At 63.5% G+C, this 965-nt stretch carries 1 protein-coding gene; it reads left to right on the forward strand.

Annotated features, from left to right (window positions below):
* Window positions 1–22 precede the first annotated feature (22 nt).
* The gene (locus HX812_RS30465; protein WP_038841796.1) at window positions 23–928 is read left to right on the forward strand and encodes a sugar kinase; all 906 of its coding nucleotides are present in this window, start codon (window positions 23–25) and stop codon (window positions 926–928) included.
* The last annotated feature ends 37 nt before the right edge of the window (window positions 929–965 follow it).

Consider the following 965-nt stretch of genomic DNA (forward strand, 5'->3'; position numbering starts at 1 on the left):
AGCCCCAACCGAGACAATCGCCATGCCCACCCAACCCCGCATCGCCCTGATCGGCGAATGCATGATCGAACTGCAACACCGCGCCGACGGCAGCCTGCACCAGAGCTTTGGCGGCGACACCTTAAATGCGGCGGTATACCTGCGCCGCGAGCTGGGCGAAACGGGCAGCGTCGACTACGTCACCGCCCTGGGCGATGACAGCTTCAGCGATGCCATGTGCCAGCAATGGACGCAGGAAGGCCTGGGCCTGGAAAGGGTCCAGCGCCTGCCCGGACGTTTGCCGGGTTTGTACTGCATCCAGACCGACGCCAATGGCGAACGCAAATTCCTCTACTGGCGCAACGAAGCGGCCGTGCGTGACTGTTTCACCACGCCCGCCGCCGAGCCGATCCTGGCCGCGTTGCCGGACTACGACGTGGTGTATTTCAGCGGAATCACCCTGGCGGTACTGGGTGATATCGGCCGTGAGCGTTTGCTGCAAACCCTGGTCGAAACCCGTCGGCGAGGGGGCAAGGTGGTGTTCGACAACAACTATCGGCCGCGTCTGTGGGCCAGTGTTGAAGCGGCGCGCGCGGCGTATCACCGTGTGTTGGCCGAGGTGGATATCGCCTTGCTGACCGAGGACGACGAGCGTGCGTTGTTTGGTTATGCCGACAGCGAGCAGGTGTTCGCGGCGTATCCTGGGATTGAAGAAGTGGTGCTCAAGCGTGGGGCGGAGGAATGTCTGATCCGTTGCAAGGGCGAGCGTTTTGGTGTGCCGGCGCTGAAGGTGGAAAAGGTGGTGGACACGACAGCGGCGGGGGATTCGTTCAGTGCGGCGTATTTGGCGGGGCGGCTGAAGGGCGGTTCGCCAGAGGAAGCCGCTTTGGCTGGCCATCGGCTGGCTAGTCGGGTCATCCAGGTTCCAGGGGCATTGATACCAAAGTGAATGGCCGCCTGCGGCGGATCGCGGGCAAGCCCGGCTC

It is taken from the genome of Pseudomonas sp. IPO3749 (assembly GCF_013386605.1).
Taxonomy (GTDB): domain Bacteria; phylum Pseudomonadota; class Gammaproteobacteria; order Pseudomonadales; family Pseudomonadaceae; genus Aquipseudomonas; species Aquipseudomonas azotoformans_A.

Bases quoted from the DNA above. Each gene is read 5' to 3' on its own strand.
- HX812_RS30465 (WP_038841796.1), top strand. From the start codon at position 23: ATGCCCACCCAACCCCGCATCGCCCTGATCGGCGAATGCATGATCGAA.